The organism is Nocardia terrae (assembly GCF_009760405.1).
Classification (GTDB): Bacteria; Actinomycetota; Actinomycetes; order Mycobacteriales; family Mycobacteriaceae; genus Nocardia; species Nocardia terrae.
Genome location: NZ_WRPP01000010.1, coordinates 156,253 through 168,785, shown reverse-complemented (window position 1 = coordinate 168,785; position 12,533 = coordinate 156,253). Strand labels below are relative to the sequence as shown.

The following is a 12,533-nucleotide window of genomic DNA, read 5'->3' as shown; positions in this document are numbered from 1 at the left end:
GAATTGCGGCAGCGCCCACGGCTGCGGGCACACTCCACCGTATCGAACACGGATCGACGCCTGACCGGCAGGTTTCGGATCAGTGGAATCCGAATAGCCGGTTTCCGTGCGGGATGCGGGTGCGGACGTGTAAAGGCGCCCCGGCGTTGTCAGCTCGCGTCCGGCGGGAATACCGGATTACCATCCCGGTATGGCAAGACAGCGTCGCACCCGCAAGATCACCGTGACGATGCCGGAGGAGATCGCCGCCACCCTCGACGATTGGCGCAGTTCCGGCCGCATTGCCTCGATCTCGAGCTTCGTCGCCGAGTCCGTGAAGGCCCGCGTCGACCGCGCCGAATCCCTGGCCCGCCTGGAGAACGCGCTCGGCGGCCGCCCGCCCCTGGATCTGATCAACCGCGCCCGAGCGGTCCAAGGCTTGCCCCCGTTATCGGATGAGGAGGATGCCTCCGGCGACCGCGGCGCGGCATGACCCCCGCAGCCCCGACGCTCGGAGGCGTCGTCTTCGACACCGCAGCGCTGACCGCCTGGGCCCATCGCGTGGCCTACGTCCAATCCGTCGTGTGGGCCACCGCCGACGCCGGGCACACGATCATCGTCCCCGCGACCGCCCTGGCCGCGGCCCGCGCCCTGATTCCCCCGGGCCGCCTCGACATCCTCTCGGTCCTGCTGGATCTGCCCAACACGGTCATCCAGCCCCTCGACCGGCCCGCCAGCGATCACCTCGGCGACACCCTGGCCGACCGCCCCGACGCCGACGCCCTCATCCCGGCCGGGCACGCGACTCTCGAAGCGGTGAGCCGTGATTGGCCGTGCCTCACCGACCGGCCCGACACTCTGCGCAAACTGGACCCCCGCGTGCAGACCGACAAACTGCCCTGAATCGGTTGTGACGCAAGCCGTTCAGGCGCGCCCCAGGGCGAGCGTCACATTGTGCCCGCCGAAGCCGAAGGAGTTGCTCAGCGCGTAGCGCAGCTCTTGATACCGCGGCTTGTCCGCGACGACGTCCAGGTCGGTGTCCGGGTCGCCTGCTTCGAAATTCAATGTGGGCGGGATGATCTGCTCACTGAGCGTCCGCAACGTCAGCATGACCTCGAGCGCGCCGACCGCGCCGATGGAATGCCCCAGCGCCGACTTGGGCGCGTACACCGAGGCTTTCGGCGTGACGGCCATGATCGCCTTGGCCTCGGAGGCGTCGCCGACCTGGGTACCGGTCGCGTGGGCGTTGACGTGGTCGATGTCGTCGCCGGTCAAGCCCGCGGTCGCGAGGGCCTTGCGCATCGCGCGGGCCGCACCGTCGCCGTCCGGTGCGGTGCCGGTGATGTGATAGCCGTCCGAGGTGATGCCCGCCCCGAGCACCCGGCCGAGAACGGTCGCGCCGCGCGCCCGCGCGTGTTCCTCGGATTCCAGCACCAGCAGGGCGCCCGCCTCCCCGAAGACGAACCCGTCGCGGTCCTTGTCGAAAGGCCGTGAGGCGCGCTGGGGTTCGTCATTGCGGGTGCTCATGGCCCGCATCATGGCGAAGCTGGCGATCGGGACCGCGTCGATGTGCCCCTCCACGCCGCCCGCGACCACGACGTCCGCCTCTCCGGTGGTGATCAGCCGCCAGCCGTGGGCGATGGCCTCCGCCCCGGACGCACAGGCCGAAACCGGTGCGTACACACCGCCTTTGGCCCCGATCTCCAGTCCGACGGTGGCCGCGGCCCCATTCGGCATGACCATGGGCACCGTCATCGGCGGCACCTTGCGATATCCCCCGGCCTTCATCGACTCGACCGCATTGACCAACGCCTCACCACCACCGAGTCCGGTGCCGACGGCGACCGCGAGGCGTTCGGCCGTGACCTCGGGCGTCCCCGCCTCCTGCCACGCCTGCCGCGCGAGCACCAGCGCCAACTGCTGTACGAAGGACATGCGCCGCTGCTCGATCCGGGTCAGCCGCTCCCCCGGCTGGGCCACCAGCCGTCCCCCGATCCGCACCGGCAGGTCGTTGTCGGTGACGAAATCGTCTGTGAGCGGACCGATCCCACTGTCCCCGGCGAGCAGCCGGGTCCATGTGGACTCCAGATCGGCTCCCAGGCAGGTGGTAGCCGCCATCGCGGTCACCACCACCGCCGACCGAGTTTCTGTACCAGTTGTTACACCCATGCCGACATGGATACCTGTAGCACCCGCTACAGTCAACCCGTGCCCCGTCCACTCGACCATGCCCGCCGCGCCCAACTCCTCGAAGGCGTCATCGCCTACATCGCCGACCACGGCCTGGCCGAACTCTCCCTACGCCCCCTGGCCGAATACCTCGGCACCAGCTCGCGCATGCTCATCCACTACTTCGGCACCAAAGAGGCAATGCTGGTCGCCGCCTTGGAAACCCAGCGCCCCGACATCCCCGCCCTCTTCTCCGGCATCGACTCCGCCCAGCTGCTCCGCGAACGCCTCTCCGCGTCCTTCGCGATCAACACCGCCGGCGAATTCGCGAACAGCCTCCCGGTACTCCTGCAGGTCCTCGGTGCCGCCACCGTCCCCAACAGCCCTTTCAAGGACTACGCGACCGACGCCATCGAAGTGCTCATCACCGCGATGACCAACTCCCTCACCCGGATCGACGCCACCATCCCCGACCCCGAAGCCTCCGCCACCCTGCTGATCTCCGGCATGCGCGGGCTGATTCAGGACTGGTGGGTCACCGGCGACACCGCCCGGGTCGGCCGCGCCGTAGACCTCCTGATCGCCCAGGCCATCCCGAATTCAGCGCCGATGGAGTTCGGCGGCCAGGGTGATTAGTTCGGGGTGGTACGAGCCGTCGCTGCCCGCGTAGCGCACTGCTTCCACGAGGGGGAACGAGCGGACTTCCAGGATTTGTTCGGCGTCAGCGGGATTCGTGGGTTGGCCGGTGAGGATGACGTCGGCGGTGCACCAGAGCCAGGCCTTATGGGGATGGGGCTGCCAGGGGCGGTACGGGGTGGGCCGGTCGGTAGTGGCGTAGTGGGCGCCGAAAGGGTGGATGGGGCCGGATAATTCGGCCCCGGCCTCCTCGGCGAGTTCGCGGATCACGCAGGATTCGATGGATTCGCCGGCCTCGCGGGTGCCGCCGGGGAGGATCCAGTGGTCGCGGTCGTCGCGGCACAGGACGATGTCGTCGCCGATGAAGCAGACGACGTGGATGTTGGTGACCAGATCGTCGGGCGGGAGGTCGGTGGAGAACTGGACGTCCAGACCGCCCCATTCCCAGCGGGCGGGGGTGTGCAGGAGTGGGTAGCGGTCGGCGAGCGTCATGGCTCGACCGTACCGGGGACGCCCGGGTCACCTTTTAGAACTGGTTTCAGTATTGTTCTCGCATGGCCTTCGTCATCGATAAGACCGTGGACATCGACGCGCCCGCCGAGCTGGTGTGGCAGGTGCTGACCGACGTGGAGAAGTACGGGGAGTGGAATCCCTTCTGCCTCGAGTGCAAGACCACGCTCGAGCCGGGGTCGCCGATCGATATGAAGGTGCGGCTGGTCGGACCCAAGCCCAAGCAGCAGCGCGAGTTCATCCGCTCCCACACGCCGGGTGAGGAATTCAGCTACTGCATGAAGCCCGCGCCGCTGGGCCTGCTCAGTAGCGAGCGCTCGCACACCGTGACCGCGCTCGCGGACGGCCGCACCCGCTACGTGTCGCACTTCCAGCTCAACGGCCCGCTGGCCCCGGTGGTCTCCGGCCTGCTGGGCGGCGCGCTGACCACCGGGTTCACGGGTATGACCGACGCGGTCAAGTCGCGGGCCGAGGCCCTGAAAGCCGTGCGCGACTAAGGCTCACGCCTCGAACGGCACGACGTTGCCGGCGGAATCCCGGCTGCCGCTCTCGTTTTCGATGGCGGTGGCCAGGTCCTGCACGCTGGACCAGCTGCGTGGTTGTTCGTCCTCCAGATTGCCGATGGTGTACCAGGTGGCGGTGCCGCGATAGCGCACCAGCCCCTGGCCCGAATAATCCAGCGTCACATCGAGATCCCCGGATACCGTTCCCTCTTCCCGGGTCATGACGGCTGCTTCGGTGCGGATTTCGACGATGGCGACTATGTGAATTCTCCCTTGGCGGTGCAGTCCTTGACGGCTGTCTGCAATGCGGTCTGTTCCTTGGCGTCGACGTTCAATCCGTACTTTACTTTCACCTGGATGTAGTGCGCGATATAGGCGCACCGGAAATTCCCGGGCGGAATATAGGTGGACGGATCCTGGTCGCCCTTGGAACGGTTGGCGGTGGGATCGGAAATCACCAGGTTCAGTGCGTCATTGGCGATGTGGCGGCGGGTGTCGTCGTCGAAGTTCGCCGCGCCCGAGCGCCAGGCCTCGGCCAATGCCACGATGTGGTCGATATCGAGGCCCGAGGAATCGGTGGTCCACTTGTAGGTCTTGAGGGCATTGGTCTTCTTGTCGATGACCCCGTACTGGTCGCGCCAGCCGCCGTCCTTGCCGACGGTCAATTTGCAGCTGCTCGGATCGAGTTTCACCGGCCCGGTCGCGTCGCGCAGCAGCACGACATCTCGGGTGGTGCAGCGGCTGTATTGCGCGAAGGTGTCACCGAATCCGTGTTCAGGTTTCTCGGTGTCCCAGTGCGGGAATCGATCACGCGAGTAGCCGGTCATCGGCATTTCGTCGGCCACCTTGAGTTTTCCCAGCAGGCTGGTGATCTCCTTGGCCGATCCGGCCGGTTGCACCGGGCCGGACGGGGCGGGCGGTCCGCTCGAATCCGCGGATTTGCCGGTGCCTCCGTGTTTTTCGAGGACGGCGACCAGGGCGGTGACGGCGATGACGACGAGAAGGGACAGCGCCGCTTGCAGCGCGCGACGCAGCGCGGGGGATGAACGTAGCTTCTGCAACATATCCCGCAAACCTTGGCAATCAGTGGCCCGAAACAGCAAGCCGCACGGCGGTTTCGGAGACAGGCGTCACACCGGGTCTCCGGCATCCGGGTCCGCGACCAGGACATACGGCACATCTGCCGCTATTCCATGCTGAGGTGCCGCAAGATCGAAAACAATGACGGTGCAGGCAATTCCGGTCCCAGCCCGGCGCGTTGCCCGTGTCGCGCTAGATCTGATGCCACCAGGCTATGAAGAACAGCACGCTGCCCGCGAACAGGACGACCGCCACCGGCAGTGGCCACCACGGCCCGCTGCGGCTCAGCAACCGTTGGGCGAGACGCTGTTCGAGGACGCCGAGCCCGGCGATCAGCAGCACCCAGAGCGGGAACGGCAGCGCTCCCCCGGCGAAATGGACGGCCCAGGCGCCCGCCAATGTCGGTCCGCCCCAGGAATGCTGGTAGTCGTGCGCGGCGATGAGCGGATAGAAGATGCCGCGCACCGCGGCCAGGATCATGAGAAACGCCGCGAACCAGGCGACCAGTCCGACAGCGAGGCTGAGCACCGAATGCGCGAGGGTCCGCCACCAGCCCGGCTCGCGCAGCGCGAACGGCGTCCGGAAGATCCGCCGGACAACCCGGGCCCGAACCCCGGTGGGCGCGAAGGCAACCGGTACCGACAGCAGCGCGAAGTACGCCGCCCGCAGCACCCGTTCGACCTTCCCCATGACCCACACACTAACGCTGGTCGATCGTCCGAATACGCGTCGGCGCGCCGGACAATCCCTGCCCGGCGCGCCGAATCACCTGCCGATCAGGCGGACTCGCCTACGGAATCAGGCGTTGTTGAGCTTGTTCAGCCGCTCGCACGACTCCAGGTACTCGGTGATGAGACGCTGCACGACGTCGGCGGAACGCTCCATCTTGTTCATCATGCCGACGACCTGGCCGACCGGGTTGAAGTTCACGTCCTTGGCCTGCTCCGGGTAGCGGTGGCCGCGCTTGACGCCGTCGAGGGCGACCATCATCTGCAGCGGCATGCCCAACGGCTTCGGGTTCTCCGGCGCTTCCCACGCCTCGGTCCAGTCGTTCTTGAGCATGCGGCACGGCTTGCCGGTCCACGAGCGCGAGCGCACGGTGTCGGAGCTGGTGGCGTCGATGTAGGTCTGCATCTGCGCCGGAGGCACATTCGCCTCTTCGACGGTCAGCCACAGCGAACCGGTCCACGCGCCCGCAGCGCCCATGGCCAGCGCGGCCGCGACCTGACGGCCGTTGCCGATGCCGCCGGCGGCGAGGGCGGGCATATCGCCGATCGCGTCGATCACCTGCGGCCACAACACGATCGAGGCGATCTCGCCGCAGTGGCCGCCGCCCTCGGTGCCCTGCATGACCACGAAGTCCAGCCCGGCGTTCTTGTGGTTGAGCGCGTGCTTGACCGAACCGCACAGCGCGCCGATGAGACGACCCGAGTCCTGAATCTGCTTGATCACGTCATCGGGCGGGGTGCCCAGCGCGTTGGCGACCAGTTTGGCCTTGGGGTGCTCGAGGATCACCTCGATCTGCGGGGCGACCGTGGTGGCGGTCCAGCCCAGCAGCTGGTTGTGCTTCTCCTCCGGCGGCAGGTGCGGCACGCCGTGGTCGTTGAGGATCTTCTCCGCGAAATCGCGGTGCCCCTGCGGAACCAGCTTGGCCAGTTGGGCTTCCAGCTCCTCGGGGGTCAGGCCCTCGACGCCCTTGCCCTCGTACTTGGAAGGAATGACCAGGTCCACGCCGTAGACGCCCTGCACGTGCTCGTCGAGCCACTGCAGCTCGACCTCGAGCTGCTCGGCGGTGAACCCGACCGCGCCGAGCACGCCGAGACCACCCGCGTTGCTGACCGCGGCGGCCACGTCCCGGCAGTGGGTGAAGGCGAAAATGGGCACGTCGATGCCGAGGCGATCACAGATCTCGGTACGCATGTGTGGTGGGCTCCTCTGAACTTTCCGACACTGGAAACGTTGTGCTCACCACGCTAGAACATGTTCTACAAATTGACCAGGCTTTGTATGATTACCGGCGAGTACGCAGTATGTACGTGTTCCAGTTTTAGCCTCTGATCAGCCCGCGAGCAGGCCATCGGCCGCCAGATCGTCGAACAGCAGCTGGTCCACCGGCGGCACCTGCGGCCGATCGGCGTAGGTGAACCAGGCGATTTCCTCGATCTCGCTACTGACCGCGAGGGTGCCCGAGTAGTCGGCGGTATAGCAGGCCATGCGCACGACGGCCTCGGGGATCAACGCCTCGTAGGTGCCGACATGGGCGACGGAGTCCGGGGCGATCTCGACCGTCAGCTCCTCGCGGATCTCTCGGATCAGCGTCTGCAGATCGGTCTCCGCGCCTTCGCGTTTCCCGCCGGGGATATAGAAGACGTCCTTGCCGCGCGGTCGCGCGCACAGGATCCGGCCCTCCTCGATCCGCACCCACGCCACCGTGTCGATCAGCCGCTGCTCGCGCTCCGTCCGCATTCGCGCAGCCTATCGGGCCTCAGTCCGCGGGCCGCCAGGCGGCGACGAGGGCGAGCAGGCCGGGGAAGCGCGTTTCGAGGTCGTCGATGCGGACCTGACTGCGGCGTTCCAGGCCATATTGGCGCTGACGGGTGATACCCGCTTCGCGCAGCGCCTTGAAGTGGTGTGTCAGTGAGGATTTCGGGCGGTCGATGCCGAACCAGCCGCAGGGGTGGTCGTACGCCTCGGAGTCGAGCAGCAGTTTCTGCACGATGAAGATCCGCAGCGGGTCACTGAGTGCGCCCATGACGGTCTCCAGGCGCAGCTCGTCGACGCCCGGCTCGGGCAGCGGTTCGGGAGTCGCGGCCGGCTCGGGCGGGAGCGTGAATCGCGGGGCTGGCGCCTTGGTCGGCATCGGCGAACTCCTCACTGTCGGCGCTTGTACGACTTTCATCGTACAGCATGCTATGTTCGACTTCATTCGTACTAGTTCGAGTCTTTTCGAACTTTAAGTGGAGGTAGTGGAAGTGGTTGCGACACAATCCCGTCCGGCGAACGACACGAAGCCGGTCAACCTCGAAGCCGAACACCACCCGACCCCGAAATGGTGGATCTGGCTGGCGGCATGGCCGGTGACCGCGGTCTTCGTGCTCTCGAACGCGGCGACGCCGCTGTATGTGCTGTGGCAGCGGGACTTCGGATTCTCCAAAGGCACGATGACCGTGGTCTTCGCGTTCTACATCGTCGGCCTGCTGGGATCGCTGCTGGTCTCCGGCGTGGCCTCGGACCGGCTCGGCCGCAAGGCGGTTCTGATTCCGGCGCTGATCCTCGCCACGGTCGCCTGCCTGATCTTCGCGACCGCGCCGAACGTGCTCGCGTTGATGATCGCCCGGCTGCTGACCGGTATCGCGGTCGGCGCAGCGGTCTCGGCCGGCATGGCCGCGGTGACCGACGTGGCCGGACCCGAACGCAAACACCTCGGTGCGCTGTTCGCCTCGACCGCCATGGTTCTCGGTGCGGGCGTCGGCCCGCTGCTGTCCGGCATCTTGTCCGAGACCGCCCCGGCTCCGACGGCGACCGTCTTCGTGGTCGAGATCGCGCTGCTGGCCACCGCTTTCATCACTGTTCTGCGCATGCCGCTCGGCCGTCCGGCGCACCGGGGTGCGGGGTCGTGGATCCGTGTGCCTCGCGTCCCCGCCGAGAACCGTCGTCAGCTGTTGCTCGGTGTCGCGGTGTTCGCGCCCGGCATCACGGCCACGTCGTTCGTGCTGTCCCTGGGTCCGGCGCTGCTGTCCGGCCTGCTCGGCACCACCAGTCGAATCCTCGCCGGTGCCATGGCCTTCGCGATGTTCTTCACCGCCACCGCCGTCCAGTTCGCCGCCCGTACCCTGCCACGCCCGGTAACCATGACGATCTCCGCCGCCACCACCGCGCTGGCCATGCTGGGACTGGTGATCGCGGTCCACACCCAATCCCCCGCCTTCCTCATCGGGTCGGCCCTGCTCGCGGGCGCGGGACAGGGACTCGGCCAATTGGGTGGACTGTCGCTGCTGGGTCACGCGGTCCCGGCCGCGCGGCTGGCGGAAGCCAACGCGGCCTTCAATATCGGCGGCTACATCCCCGCGGGTCTGCTACCGGTCAGTGCCGGATACCTCAGCGACCTCGTCGGCTTGTCCACGGGCGCGACGATCTTCGCCCTGACCCTGCTGAGCCTCTCGCTCGTCGCGGCCATCTTGATGATCCGCAACCGCGGAGTTCTCACCCCCGCCTGAACCGATGTCCTCCCCCCAGATCCGGGGGGAGAGGAACTGGGGGGCCGGAATCGATCGTGGAATCCAGCACGACAGCGCGGCGGGTGCTTGACTCACGGGTAGATGAAATGTGTTCGGTTCAGTTTTTTCGGGCGGTGGTCATGAGGTCTTGGATCGCGGTGGTGTTGGCCGTGGGCGTTTCGGCCTGTGCGGCGGGGATGGGGACGGCGGCTCCGGCCGACAGCCGAGAGCTTGTGGTGTTGGGCGACTCGTTCAGCGCCAATGCCTGGGCGGTGGATTCGCAGGAGTGCCGGCACGGCGACACTTCATGGCCCACGCAATTGAGCAAGCTGATGGGCGAGGCCGACGCCTCGGACTACCTCGACCTGTCGTGTCCGGGCGCGTCCATCGACACCCCGCCGAGCTACACCGCCGCCTGGGAGGCGAAACAGGCCGACCAGGCGGGCGCGTTCGGACCGCGAACCAAGGTGGTGGCCTTGCAATTCGGATTGAACGACCGCTGGGGCACGAACGACACCACCCTCTGGTACGCCCTGCAGCAATGCGTCCTCGATCTGATTCGCGGATGCGGAACCGAGGCCGCCGCGGCGAACCGCATCGTGGACGACAGCAATCTGACCGGCGCGAAGTACGCCGAACGCCTCGCCAATGTCATCACCTATGTGAAGTACTACGCCCCGAACGCGCGGATCGTGCTCGTCGGATATCCGGAATTCTTCCGCATCGGGCAGGACGCGGTGTGCTTCAACGCCTTCGGCGCGGTGCGCTTCATCCAGCCTCGCGGGCAGGCGGCCATCGAATCCCTGGACCGCCTCGATCAGGCTCAACGAGAGGCGGCACGGCTACTGGGCGTCGAGTTCTTCGATTCCCGCGCGGTGACCGCCGGCCACGGACTGTGCACAGAACAGCCGTGGCTCAACGACTATCAGGATCCACGCGACCCCACCGCCATACCATTCCATCCGTCCGTGCGCGGCGATGAAGCGGTGGCGGCGGGAATCCGCGATCAGATCGCGGGATGAGCACCCGCCGCGCTCAGGCCGATTCGGGGCGGATACCGATACCGCCGAGGTAGGCGGTGAGCGCCGACAAAGCCGGGATCCGATCTACCAGGCGCAACGGGACCGGGACCGAATCCAGGGTGCCGGACAGCGACGGCTCGAGGAGCATCTTGTGTTCGGAGAGTTGAGATTTCTGGGTGAACGCGGTGGCGAGTCGGCGGCGGCGCTGGACCTTCGCGAGATCGGAATCGGTGAGGGTGCCGGTGCGGAGTGGCCCGCTCAGCAGGCGGGCCGCGGCCACCGCGTCCTGGATGGCGAGATTCACCCCGACGCCGCCCACCGGGGACATGGTGTGGGCGGCGTCGCCCAGGCAGAGCAGGCCGGGACGATGCCAGGTGGGCAGGCGGCCCATGGTCACCTCGAGGAGTTTGACGTCGTCCCAGTCGCGCAGGGCGGAGAGCAACTCGGGCTGCCAGCCGAACAGCAGGGCGAGTTCGTCTCGCAGCCATTGGATTCCGTTGGCGCGCAGGCGGGCGTCCGAGCCCTTGGGGATGAGGTAGGAGGTCTGGTAGTAGTCGCCGCGGTCCATGGTGACGGCGGCGCGGCCGTTGGCGAATCGCGCGAAGACCTGGGAATCATGGCGATCCCCCGCCTCGGCCGGAATGCGCAGCCACCAGACATCCATGGGGACATCGAACATGTGCTGCTCGAGTCCGGCGGCCGCGCGGGCGGCCGAATCGCGGCCGTCGCAGGCCAGGACGAGGTCGGTGGTCAGGGATTCGACGGTACCGTCCGGGTTTCGGAACGCGACGCCGGTGACGCGGCCGGATTCGGTGCGCAGAGCGGTGAATTCGGTCGCCATCCGCAGGGTGAACGTGGGTTCGGATCGGGCCGCGTCGGCCAGCAGGTCGAGGAAGTCCCACTGCGGGACCATGGCGATGTAGCGGTGCGGGCCGGGGATCCGGCCGAAATCGGCGGCCACCACGGTGCGATCGGCGACCCGCATGCACATCCGCTCGAGCTTGCGCTGCGGGAGGCGCGCGAACCGCTCCCCCAGACCCAGTTGGTCCAGCAGGCGCAGGGTCGACGGGTGCACGGTGTCGCCGCGGAAGTCGCGCAGGAAGTCCTTGTGCTTCTCGAGGACGGTCACCTTGACCCCGGCACGGGCGAGCAGCAGCCCGGCCATCACGCCCGCGGGGCCGCCCCCGACCACACAGCACTGCGCAAGGGGTGGCTCTAGGGGCACAAAGCGTCGCCGAGGAGGTTGGTGAAGTCCGGTTCCTTGTCGGGAGAATCGTTGAGGGCGATGGTCACCGCGCGGCCGTCGCGGGTCGCTCCGGAAACGGTGGTGAAGCCGACGATCTCGCCCACGTGGCCGAAGTACTGCGTATTGCACGGCAGCGGTGTGGAACCGATGCCCAGCCCGTACTCGAAGGGCGCATCGGCGGAACGCGGTTGGGTGGCCAGCATTTCGCGCAGTTGGGCATCGGCGACGATCCTGCCGGCGAGCAATGCCAGGAAGAAGCGGTTGAGATCGTTGCCGGTGGAGACCATACCGCCCGCGGACCAGGCGATCGACGGCTCGGAGCGGGTTACGTCGGTGGGCACGCCCGCGATCACGGTGTAGCCCTGCAAGTGTGGACCGCGGAATCCCAGCTCACCCGGGCCGGGCAGATAGGTGTCGGGCAGCTGTGCGGGTGTGGTGATTCGCCCGGTCAGCTCGTCGGAATACGTTCGGCCCGTGATCTTCTCAACCAACATGCCCGCGACGATGAAATTGGTGTTCGTGTACTTGAACCGCGCTCCCGGCGCGAACTGAGCAGGTTTGCGCAGCGCGATGGCGATCTCCTGCTGCGGGGTGAACGTCCGTCCCTCGGCCACCGCCCGCGTCTCGTCGAGCTCCGGATCATCCGCGATTTCCGGTAATCCACTGCGATGCTGCAGGATCTGCCGCACGGTGATCACCCGCCCGTCCACTCCCTCCCCGGTCAGCAGTCCCGGCAGATAGGTGTCGACCGGTTCGTCCAGCCGCAACTTCCCCTCCGACACCAACTGCAGCAGCAGTGCCGCCGCAAAGGTTTTCGAGATACTGCCGACCCGCACCTGCTGCGGCGGAGCCATCGGAATCGCCGCCTTGCTCGCGCGATCGCCAACCCCCGCGGTCAGCGTCACCGTCTGCCCGTTCTCCGTGAGAGTGGCGATCACCCCGGTGGTCCCGCCACGAACCATCCCATCGATATCGGTCCGAATCCGATCGACCCGCTCGGCCGACACCGCCATCGGCGTACTCGACACCGGCTGCGGCCCCTCCTGCGACACACCCCCGCACCCCGCCGCCCCCAGCAGCGCCACCACTGTCACCGTCGGCACGATTCGCATATCTCGACGGTAGGGACCGGCACGGGCAAGGACATCCGGACAATCCCTGAGACCACCCC

The 12,533-nt window shown here is 67.3% G+C and carries 16 protein-coding genes; 6 read left to right on the top strand and 10 right to left on the bottom strand.

The genetic code is table 11. The features are described from left to right. Positions 1–190: 190 nt before the first annotated feature. Together GPX89_RS36530 and GPX89_RS36525 are read left to right on the top strand one after the other, a co-directional pair. Positions 191–472: a hypothetical protein gene (locus tag GPX89_RS36530; RefSeq protein ID WP_157392296.1), complete on the top strand. Its 282-nt coding sequence runs from the start codon at positions 191–193 to the stop codon at positions 470–472. After that, positions 469–882, top strand: a complete 414-nt coding sequence (locus tag GPX89_RS36525) for a hypothetical protein (RefSeq protein WP_033091132.1) — start codon at positions 469–471, stop codon at positions 880–882. The genes GPX89_RS36530 and GPX89_RS36525 overlap by 4 nt, the downstream gene beginning before the upstream one ends. 21 nt (positions 883–903) lie before the next feature. Here GPX89_RS36525 and GPX89_RS36520 read toward each other — a convergent pair whose 3' ends face one another. Continuing rightward, positions 904–2,148, bottom strand: coding sequence for a KasA/KasB family beta-ketoacyl-ACP synthase (locus GPX89_RS36520; RefSeq protein WP_157392295.1), 1,245 nt, complete (start codon positions 2,146–2,148; stop codon positions 904–906). A gap of 39 nt (positions 2,149–2,187) precedes the next feature. Here GPX89_RS36520 and GPX89_RS36515 point away from each other — a divergent pair, with 39 nt between their 5' ends. Beyond that, positions 2,188–2,784, top strand: coding sequence for a TetR/AcrR family transcriptional regulator (locus GPX89_RS36515; protein ID WP_235948920.1), 597 nt, complete (start codon positions 2,188–2,190; stop codon positions 2,782–2,784). On the opposite strand, the gene GPX89_RS36510 is transcribed toward GPX89_RS36515, so the two are convergent. Next, complete coding sequence (locus GPX89_RS36510; protein WP_157392293.1) at positions 2,749–3,276, bottom strand: NUDIX domain-containing protein; 528 nt, start codon at positions 3,274–3,276, stop codon at positions 2,749–2,751. The genes GPX89_RS36515 and GPX89_RS36510 overlap by 36 nt on opposite strands. 62 nt (positions 3,277–3,338) lie before the next feature. Here GPX89_RS36510 and GPX89_RS36505 point away from each other — a divergent pair, with 62 nt between their 5' ends. Then, on the top strand, positions 3,339–3,791 hold the full coding sequence (locus tag GPX89_RS36505) for an SRPBCC domain-containing protein (RefSeq protein ID WP_157392292.1): 453 nt from the start codon (positions 3,339–3,341) through the stop codon (positions 3,789–3,791). Positions 3,792–3,794: 3 nt separating this feature from the next. Here the strand turns inward: GPX89_RS36505 and GPX89_RS36500 are convergent, their stop codons facing one another. From GPX89_RS36500 to GPX89_RS36475, 6 genes are all read right to left on the bottom strand, one after another. Beyond that, a complete protein-coding gene (locus GPX89_RS36500; protein WP_157392291.1) occupies positions 3,795–4,019 on the bottom strand; it encodes a hypothetical protein in 225 nt (74 codons plus the stop codon). 35 nt (positions 4,020–4,054) lie between these two features. Then, on the bottom strand, positions 4,055–4,861 hold the full coding sequence (locus GPX89_RS36495; RefSeq protein WP_157392290.1) for an HNH endonuclease family protein: 807 nt from the start codon (positions 4,859–4,861) through the stop codon (positions 4,055–4,057). 208 nt (positions 4,862–5,069) lie between these two features. Beyond that, positions 5,070–5,576: a hypothetical protein gene (locus GPX89_RS36490; RefSeq protein WP_328602714.1), complete on the bottom strand. Its 507-nt coding sequence runs from the start codon at positions 5,574–5,576 to the stop codon at positions 5,070–5,072. Between the two features lie 99 nt (positions 5,577–5,675). Further along, positions 5,676–6,797 (bottom strand): NAD(P)H-dependent flavin oxidoreductase, encoded by a 1,122-nt coding sequence (locus GPX89_RS36485; RefSeq protein ID WP_157392288.1) that lies wholly within the window; start codon positions 6,795–6,797, stop codon positions 5,676–5,678. A gap of 138 nt (positions 6,798–6,935) precedes the next feature. After that, positions 6,936–7,343, bottom strand: a complete 408-nt coding sequence (locus tag GPX89_RS36480; protein WP_157392287.1) for an NUDIX hydrolase — start codon at positions 7,341–7,343, stop codon at positions 6,936–6,938. 19 nt (positions 7,344–7,362) lie between these two features. Continuing rightward, a complete protein-coding gene (locus GPX89_RS36475; protein WP_157392286.1) occupies positions 7,363–7,737 on the bottom strand; it encodes an ArsR/SmtB family transcription factor in 375 nt (124 codons plus the stop codon). Between the two features lie 112 nt (positions 7,738–7,849). Here GPX89_RS36475 and GPX89_RS36470 point away from each other — a divergent pair, with 112 nt between their 5' ends. Together GPX89_RS36470 and GPX89_RS36465 are read left to right on the top strand one after the other, a co-directional pair. After that, positions 7,850–9,094, top strand: a complete 1,245-nt coding sequence (locus GPX89_RS36470; RefSeq protein WP_328602713.1) for an MFS transporter — start codon at positions 7,850–7,852, stop codon at positions 9,092–9,094. 140 nt (positions 9,095–9,234) lie between these two features. Beyond that, positions 9,235–10,116, top strand: coding sequence for an SGNH/GDSL hydrolase family protein (locus GPX89_RS36465; protein WP_157392285.1), 882 nt, complete (start codon positions 9,235–9,237; stop codon positions 10,114–10,116). A gap of 13 nt (positions 10,117–10,129) precedes the next feature. On the opposite strand, the gene GPX89_RS36460 is transcribed toward GPX89_RS36465, so the two are convergent. Further along, a complete protein-coding gene (locus GPX89_RS36460; RefSeq protein WP_328602712.1) occupies positions 10,130–11,308 on the bottom strand; it encodes an FAD-dependent oxidoreductase in 1,179 nt (392 codons plus the stop codon). A 23-nt stretch (positions 11,309–11,331) separates the two neighbouring features. Further along, positions 11,332–12,474 carry a serine hydrolase domain-containing protein gene (locus GPX89_RS36455; protein ID WP_157392283.1) on the bottom strand — a complete coding sequence of 381 codons (1,143 nt, stop codon included), beginning with the start codon at positions 12,472–12,474 and terminating at the stop codon, positions 11,332–11,334. Between the last annotated feature and the right edge of the window lie 59 nt (positions 12,475–12,533).

Bases quoted from the DNA above. Each gene is read 5' to 3' on its own strand.
- GPX89_RS36530 (WP_157392296.1), top strand. From the start codon at position 191: ATGGCAAGACAGCGTCGCACCCGCAAGATCACCGTGACGATGCCGGAG.
- GPX89_RS36510 (WP_157392293.1), bottom strand. From the start codon at position 3,276: ATGACGCTCGCCGACCGCTACCCACTCCTGCACACCCCCGCCCGCTGG.
- GPX89_RS36475 (WP_157392286.1), bottom strand. From the start codon at position 7,737: ATGCCGACCAAGGCGCCAGCCCCGCGATTCACGCTCCCGCCCGAGCCG.
- GPX89_RS36495 (WP_157392290.1), bottom strand. From the start codon at position 4,861: ATGTTGCAGAAGCTACGTTCATCCCCCGCGCTGCGTCGCGCGCTGCAA.
- GPX89_RS36480 (WP_157392287.1), bottom strand. From the start codon at position 7,343: ATGCGGACGGAGCGCGAGCAGCGGCTGATCGACACGGTGGCGTGGGTG.
- GPX89_RS36500 (WP_157392291.1), bottom strand. From the start codon at position 4,019: ATGACCCGGGAAGAGGGAACGGTATCCGGGGATCTCGATGTGACGCTG.
- GPX89_RS36520 (WP_157392295.1), bottom strand. From the start codon at position 2,148: ATGGGTGTAACAACTGGTACAGAAACTCGGTCGGCGGTGGTGGTGACC.
- GPX89_RS36505 (WP_157392292.1), top strand. From the start codon at position 3,339: ATGGCCTTCGTCATCGATAAGACCGTGGACATCGACGCGCCCGCCGAG.
- GPX89_RS36525 (WP_033091132.1), top strand. From the start codon at position 469: ATGACCCCCGCAGCCCCGACGCTCGGAGGCGTCGTCTTCGACACCGCA.
- GPX89_RS36465 (WP_157392285.1), top strand. From the start codon at position 9,235: ATGAGGTCTTGGATCGCGGTGGTGTTGGCCGTGGGCGTTTCGGCCTGT.
- GPX89_RS36485 (WP_157392288.1), bottom strand. From the start codon at position 6,797: ATGCGTACCGAGATCTGTGATCGCCTCGGCATCGACGTGCCCATTTTC.
- GPX89_RS36455 (WP_157392283.1), bottom strand. From the start codon at position 12,474: ATGCGAATCGTGCCGACGGTGACAGTGGTGGCGCTGCTGGGGGCGGCG.